Source organism: Brotocaccenecus cirricatena (genome assembly GCF_020687045.1).
Lineage (GTDB): Bacteria > Bacillota > Clostridia > Oscillospirales > Oscillospiraceae > Vescimonas > Vescimonas cirricatena.
This window is the reverse complement of record NZ_JAJEPW010000011.1, coordinates 67,730-73,819: the sequence shown is the minus strand read 5'-3', so window position 1 is coordinate 73,819 and position 6,090 is coordinate 67,730. Positions and strand designations below refer to the sequence as shown.

Annotated in this window: 6 protein-coding genes; all 6 read right to left on the bottom strand. The window is 49.5% G+C overall.

Annotated features, from left to right (window positions below):
• On the bottom strand, positions 1-1,027 hold a 1,027-nt coding region (locus tag LKD37_RS05755; RefSeq protein ID WP_302928318.1), incomplete at its 3' end, for a type IV secretory system conjugative DNA transfer family protein.
• Complete coding sequence (locus LKD37_RS05750) at positions 1,014-1,421, bottom strand: PcfB family protein (protein ID WP_330368563.1); 408 nt, start codon at positions 1,419-1,421, stop codon at positions 1,014-1,016. The genes LKD37_RS05755 and LKD37_RS05750, both read right to left, overlap by 14 nt.
• Before the next feature lie 115 nt (positions 1,422-1,536).
• Positions 1,537-2,250 (bottom strand): antirestriction protein ArdA, encoded by a 714-nt coding sequence (locus LKD37_RS05745; RefSeq protein ID WP_014080243.1) that lies wholly within the window; start codon positions 2,248-2,250, stop codon positions 1,537-1,539.
• A complete protein-coding gene (locus tag LKD37_RS05740) occupies positions 2,250-2,591 on the bottom strand; it encodes a DUF7768 domain-containing protein (protein WP_003020223.1) in 342 nt (113 codons plus the stop codon). The genes LKD37_RS05745 and LKD37_RS05740 overlap by 1 nt, the downstream gene beginning before the upstream one ends.
• 283 nt (positions 2,592-2,874) lie before the next feature.
• Positions 2,875-4,323, bottom strand: a complete 1,449-nt coding sequence (locus LKD37_RS05735; RefSeq protein WP_302928317.1) for a ParB/RepB/Spo0J family partition protein — start codon at positions 4,321-4,323, stop codon at positions 2,875-2,877.
• Positions 4,324-4,509: 186 nt separating this feature from the next.
• The gene (locus LKD37_RS05730; RefSeq protein ID WP_302928316.1) at positions 4,510-6,078 is read right to left on the bottom strand and encodes an ATP-dependent nuclease; all 1,569 of its coding nucleotides are present in this window, start codon (positions 6,076-6,078) and stop codon (positions 4,510-4,512) included.
• Positions 6,079-6,090: the final 12 nt, after the last annotated feature.

Sequence of the window (6,090 nt, the reverse complement as noted above, 5' to 3'; positions counted from 1 at the left end):
TCTTCGGTTTTAGGTTGTGTGTTCTAAGAGACTTCCCAACTGCTTGATTAAGAAGTCTTTTAGAGCATACAACACCGCTGGCCAATTTGTACTTTTTATACTGTTTGACTGCGAAACAATCCGGCTTGCGCTTTTCGAGCCCGGCAAACATATAGTCCACCGCGTTCATAAAGTCCTCATCATCCTCCTTGACCTCCATGCCGGAAATCATATCCACAAGGGTATTCATGTTCCGATCCTCGGCAGGCCCCTCGAAAATGATGTAGGCAATCAGGGCGCAGTACAAAAGCGTTTCCGATTTCGTCCAGAATGGATCGCCTTCCTTGCCTTCGCCCTTGGTGTTGGAAATGAGGGCATCCACGAATTTCAGAATATCGGCCTCGTTGCGGATATACGCCAGCGGGTTATAGTGCATGGATTTTGAAAAATCTATGCTGTTGAATACCTTGATTTTGTACCCGCGTTTTTGCAGGAAAGCCCCGACCTGTCCCAACACACCGCCTTTGGGATCGACCACCACATAAGAGGAATGAGCCTGTAAAAGCTGGGGCGTGAGCCAGAAGCGGGTTTTGCCGGAGCCGGACGAGCCGATAATGCAGCAATTCAGGTTTCGGGCATTTGCGGGGATTTTCGGACGGGTGTTCATCGTGAGAAACTCTGTCCCGGTCAAAATCACGTTGTTTTCAAACTTCGGATCGACAAACGGTTTGATGTCTTTTTCCGTTCCCCACCGGGCGCTGCCGTATTCTGCATCCCGCCGAAACTTCTTAGCGTTCTTGCTTTTGAAATAGATCAGCAGCCGGAAACCAACTGCGCCTACAATACCAACAAGCCAATCCAGCGGAGCAAGACTGGGTGCAAAGTCAGCAAAGGCCGGGCCAATCGTCTGGCCCAGCCCGATGAGCTTATGTGCAAAATCGTTCCCCGCCGCCAGCCGGTAGGCCGTTCCCAGCTTGAGGCACGCCCACAGGATGAATAGATAGGGAATGTTCGGAATGAGATATTTTCTGATCTTATCTGTCCTCATGGGCCACCTCCTTTGCACGTTCTTTCTGCTTCGGCTTTTCTTTGGAAAGCTGATCTGCCGCCTGTTGCAGTTGTTCCCGGATGGGAACACGGTTCGATTTTGCTTTGCTTAACACCTTCCGGGAATACTCAGAAAAGCAGGCGGTCATTGCGTCTGCCTGTCCAGCCTTGAAAAACAGCAGGTATTTGTCCGGCCCGGTTTTATAGAACGCATAGTCTACATTCCATTTCCGGGCCACGCGGTCAAAGGACTTGGCATCCCCGGATAGCTCAATGCTGTTGGTGGCTGTACCGTGGGCCATGAGCTTTCGCACACTTTGTTTGCCATGCGGTACTTGCCGCCCACGGTATGCCTTGCGGATCTTCCGACCCACCATGCCCAGCACATACGCCAGTCCCCGCGCCGTCAGCTTGGTCGTTTTTACAGATATGGCTATCGTACGCCGGGAAATATCTTCATCAATCAGTTACACCGCCTCCTTCCTTGGGACAATTTGTCTCGAAGTGCCATCACCGATCCCCACGGTCTTTTTTCTGCATTTGACGGTAGCCCTCCAAAGAAGAACCGTCTATGATTTCCTGATAAGCGGCCATTTGCTCCCGGATAGAGAGCTTCGGGAAAGAGAATACCTTATGTTCCTTGGGAATATCCTGCAAGCCGTGATACACTTCCACGAAATGATCGCTTTCTTTGACAACATAGCCGCCCGGGGCAAAATGGCCGTTTTCGTGGATGCAGGCATCCCGGCCATACGCCTCATAATCGAAATACGGTTTTACCTGATCCGGCACATCCAACATTTCCAGATCGTCCACATAAATACGCCCCAGCGTTTCCTCATCGGATACGCCGGGGTAAAAGCCGTAACAGTCCAGATTTTGTGTCAGATTGATGATGTCCCGCACCGAAGAACAGTGATCGCCGCTGTCGAGGACGGCCTCCAGTGTTTCCAGCTCCGATGAGGTAAGCTCGGAAAGCAGGCAGGCCAGATGATTAAGCTCGTCCAGATTTTCATACTCGCTCAAATGGTCATAGAGCCCCAGCACATCCCCATCGAAAGAGGTAATAAAAATTTCCTGATAGCGGACGCCATCCACGCCGATCCGTTTCAAAAGAGCCTCCACCTCCTGGGCGGTTGTGGGAAATTTCAGTGTTTCACCCACAAGCTGGCCCTCGCTGTACTTTCCGGCGTTGGTAACGTAGGCTTCAAACAGGGTTGCCATTAGCGGCGGCCCTGTCCCTTGACGGTCAGGATGCCCTCAAGGGTTGTTGCCGTAATTCCCAGCCGCTGGGCCACGGCAATATCATTTTTCATGGCTTCGGTCATACTGTGCCCGCAAACAACCAGCACATGAGAACGGCGGAGCAGGTCACGGCTCATGTCGATGCCGCTTTTATGCTCCTCGGGAACAGCATCATTGAGAAACAGGGGCAAGTACAAAGGCGGACAAATAGGAGAAAAGCCTGCCTCATACACGGTGCGGCAATACTGCGCCGCCAGTTCTGCGTTTTCGCTATCGCCGCCGAGCCATGCAGCGGTGATATAAGCAAGGGGTCGTTTCATCGTTCATACCTCCGATATTTTAATAAGAAAGTTCAACCCAAACCCCACGCCCTTTCCCAGTCTTGGGAAAGGGGGCGGCTCTGGAGGATATACCCCCGCCGCTTGCCGGGGAAATAGCACAGCCGGGGCAGACCGTCAAGGGCGAGCCGCCGAAAACGGCGGTGCGCTGCACCCTTGACGGCTCACTCCCGGCTGTACTAAAAAACAGGCGGCGACGGGGGATATATACCACCAGAGCCTCTGCGCGAGGGCGGGGCCCTCGGGACAAAGTGTCTCGAAGTTGTTACTTGTCAAGTTCCTGCTTTTTGGGGGCTTTTGCCAGCTCCGGCGGCTGTTTTTCTTTCCAGTCATCCAGCAGGGACATAATCTGTTCTTTCATTTTGGCGGGAGTGACCTCCTTGCCAAAATACTTTTCCAGTTCCGCAGTAGAAATAATCACGCCTCGATCCTCCTTTTTCTGTTCTGATAAGATACCGTCAATGACATCGCCGTTGAGCTTGCCTTCCTTATCCAGCTCCCGGAGCCGTTTGGCCTGGGCCAGCGAGGGCGAAGCCTGCTCCCCGTCAATGGAAACAGCGATAAGTCTCTGATTTTTCGGTTTGATGTAGGACAGCTCCACGGCAGGCATGAAGCCCATCTTTTTATCGTCTACCTTATCCAGAAGCTCCGGCACAAGGGAGTTGAGCCGCAAGTAGCGCATGACCTTTTTATAGTTCATCTCATGCGCTTCGCCTACAATCTCAACCGAGCGTTTTCCGACATCACCTTCCGCAACACCTTTCAGCCGCCCGCCCTGATGCTTGATGTCCTCAACCTCGAGTTCCAGCAGCGCGGCCAATTCGCTGGGAAGCATCCCGTCACGCTGCTTGTTGCTGTCCTTCATGGCCTGTACCGCTTCGTGGTCGGTCATTTCACGGACGATAAAGGGCATTTCCTCCAGCCCCGCCAGTTCACTGCCGTGGGTACGGCGATGGCCCGCTACAATTTCATAGCCGTTTCCGTCTTTCTCCGGGCGGGCAAGACCGGGAACCATTACACCGTTTACACGGATAGAAGCCACGATTTCCTGCATCTTCGCATCGTCCCGTACCTTAAAGGGGTGCGGACGGAATGTGTGAAACGGATGAACCTCGGAAAGTTTCAGATAAACCAGCTTGCCTTCCTCAACCGGGCGGGGCGGTGTGGTCGGCTCGGGAGCCGTCTGTTCCGCAGCAGCAGTTTCCTTCGGTGCCGTATCCTGTACGGGCTTAATGGGCTCCTTGGCATCCGGGGCCTTTCCGTCACTTCGGGACACTTTGTCTCGTTTGGACGGCTTGGGTTTGTCAGGGGCCGCCTTATCCGCCTTGGGTGGGTGGCCCTTGCGGGCCCCAGCCGATTTCTCCGCTTTCTGGTTTTCAGTCGCAGCCTTTTCTGCTTTCGGCGGACGGCCACGGCGCGGCTTTTTCGGTTCCTCCGTATTGGCGGGCTGTGGTGTCTCTCCGGGGGCTGCCGCCTCCGGCGTTTCGGGAGTTTCTGCCTTCTCGACTTCGGCGCGGACGTTCTGTCTCTTTTCTGCCATAAGCTCATTGATTTTGTCAAAGGACACAACCACATCGCCGGGCTCAGGTATGGCAGGCCCGGTCTGTTCCTGCTGGGGCTCAGACGTTGCGGCCTGTTCGGGTGTGGTGATAGGCTCGGCGGCCTCCGGGGAAATATTCTCCGCAGGGCCAGTATTCAGTTTTTCATCGGCCATTTACGATCCTCCTTTTCGTTAAAGTTGCACAAATTTGAACGCTAAAATTTTGTAGTTATTTTTGTGCCTCCTTTCCGTCTATCCACGCAAAAAAGCCGCCCGTTTTTCATGCCGGACGGCTTTTTGCGTAATGTGATAGATCAAATATTATTTTTTCTGGTTTGTAGGCTCCGAAAAGCCTTGTATTTACAGTGTTCCTAATAGGAAGTAATCATAGTCTGTTAGTGTTACAATTTTGAGGGCATTTCCTCCAAATAGAGATACAAAGCTTTGTATCTTATCTATGCCGCCAGATGGACATAGTGTCCAATCGCTACTCAAGCCTGTTCTACCAAGTTCCTTAAGCTTATTCGAAAAATATGTTAAGTACAAGATATCTGACGGTCCCTCGACGAGCAAAGTGTTATTACCTATAAAGAGGGTTTGCGTAATATCATAGCCAAATGCTGCTTGGAGTGGGAAGGTAGTATCGCGGTCTTTACTCAATACTTTAGAGCCAACTTTCGTTCCTAGTACCGTATCATCTTCACCTGTCATATCTTCAACTGTTCTGGCAGATAGAATGTCAGAAAAGTCAAGCATAAATGGAGAATGAGTGGTATATAGCAACTGGAATTTGGGCGTAATTTTTTCCTTAAAGAAGCGAATCAAATCTCCTTGGGCTTTGGCATGGAGGGTTAGTCCAGGTTCATCAAGGAGAATTATTAAATTATCTTCTTTTTTCTGTAAGTAATTAAACCAAATTAAAAACGAGAAGAACCATACAAATCCAGCGCTCCGGTCGTCAAATGACACGGATGAATCATGGCGTGTGTTTTCAATACGTGTCGAAAAAATATAACCATCGTTGTAAGGTGCTTCATCTCCCGGCTTTGCCATGTCATATCTAAACTCGACCCGCAAGTGTTTATTTTGACTCCAATAGGAAAAGATTTCTCGTGTGATTTTGCTTGAGATGCCACGAGTCTTATTTATCAAAGCTTCTAGGCGATTGGAATCCTTTATTTCTTCAACAGAGGAATTGGCTAGCGACAGGAGTGCCTCAAATACTTTTTCATTTTTTGTCAACTGCCCGGAATTACTTCTGGAGATAAAGCGGTTAATCGCAATTTTACCAGGAAGCTTTTGATACTCTGCAAAATACGAAAACTTTGGCAAATATTTTAGGAGATATTTTTCTGAGAAAGTATCAAGTTTATCGTTTGGGAATGCTTCATCGAACCAATCCTTAAAGGATTGCTCTGCGTCAGATAGGACGGAGAGTTGATTGAGTTGCGTACGAATGTCCGAGATGGAATCGAATTTGGTGATTTGTGCTCTATCGGGATCGCCAAATGCAAAGTCTGCCGTTTTCTTTGTAAAGAGTTTTTCGAAGTTTGGCTCGAAAGACCATGAGCGATGATTATCATAGCCATTTGTGATCGTCACGATGGTTGACTTTGTAATAAATCCACTTCCAAAAAGAGCATCTATCTCAGTAATTTCATTTTCGGTAAACTTCCAGTGAGATATAAGCACTGTGTTACCATCCGGAATTTCTCCAGCTTCAAAATCGGTTTGATACATTTTAGGATACTCATAAAGTGCGTCGTAAATATCCTCTTTATCAACAGGATTGAGTTTATATAACGCTTGGAGAATAGCGCTTTTTCCAGATTCATTTTTGCCAACCAAACATGTCATTTGGTCGACTGTAAAAGTTTCAGAGTCCAGTATGCACTTGTAGTTTTTAATTCTGACATCGACTAGTAGCATTTATACACATCC

Coding starts and splice junctions, on each gene's coding strand:
- LKD37_RS05740 (WP_003020223.1), bottom strand. CDS start 2,591: ATGAAACGACCCCTTGCTTATATCACCGCTGCATGGCTCGGCGGCGAT.
- LKD37_RS05735 (WP_302928317.1), bottom strand. CDS start 4,323: ATGGCCGATGAAAAACTGAATACTGGCCCTGCGGAGAATATTTCCCCG.
- LKD37_RS05730 (WP_302928316.1), bottom strand. CDS start 6,078: ATGCTACTAGTCGATGTCAGAATTAAAAACTACAAGTGCATACTGGAC.
- LKD37_RS05745 (WP_014080243.1), bottom strand. CDS start 2,250: ATGGCAACCCTGTTTGAAGCCTACGTTACCAACGCCGGAAAGTACAGC.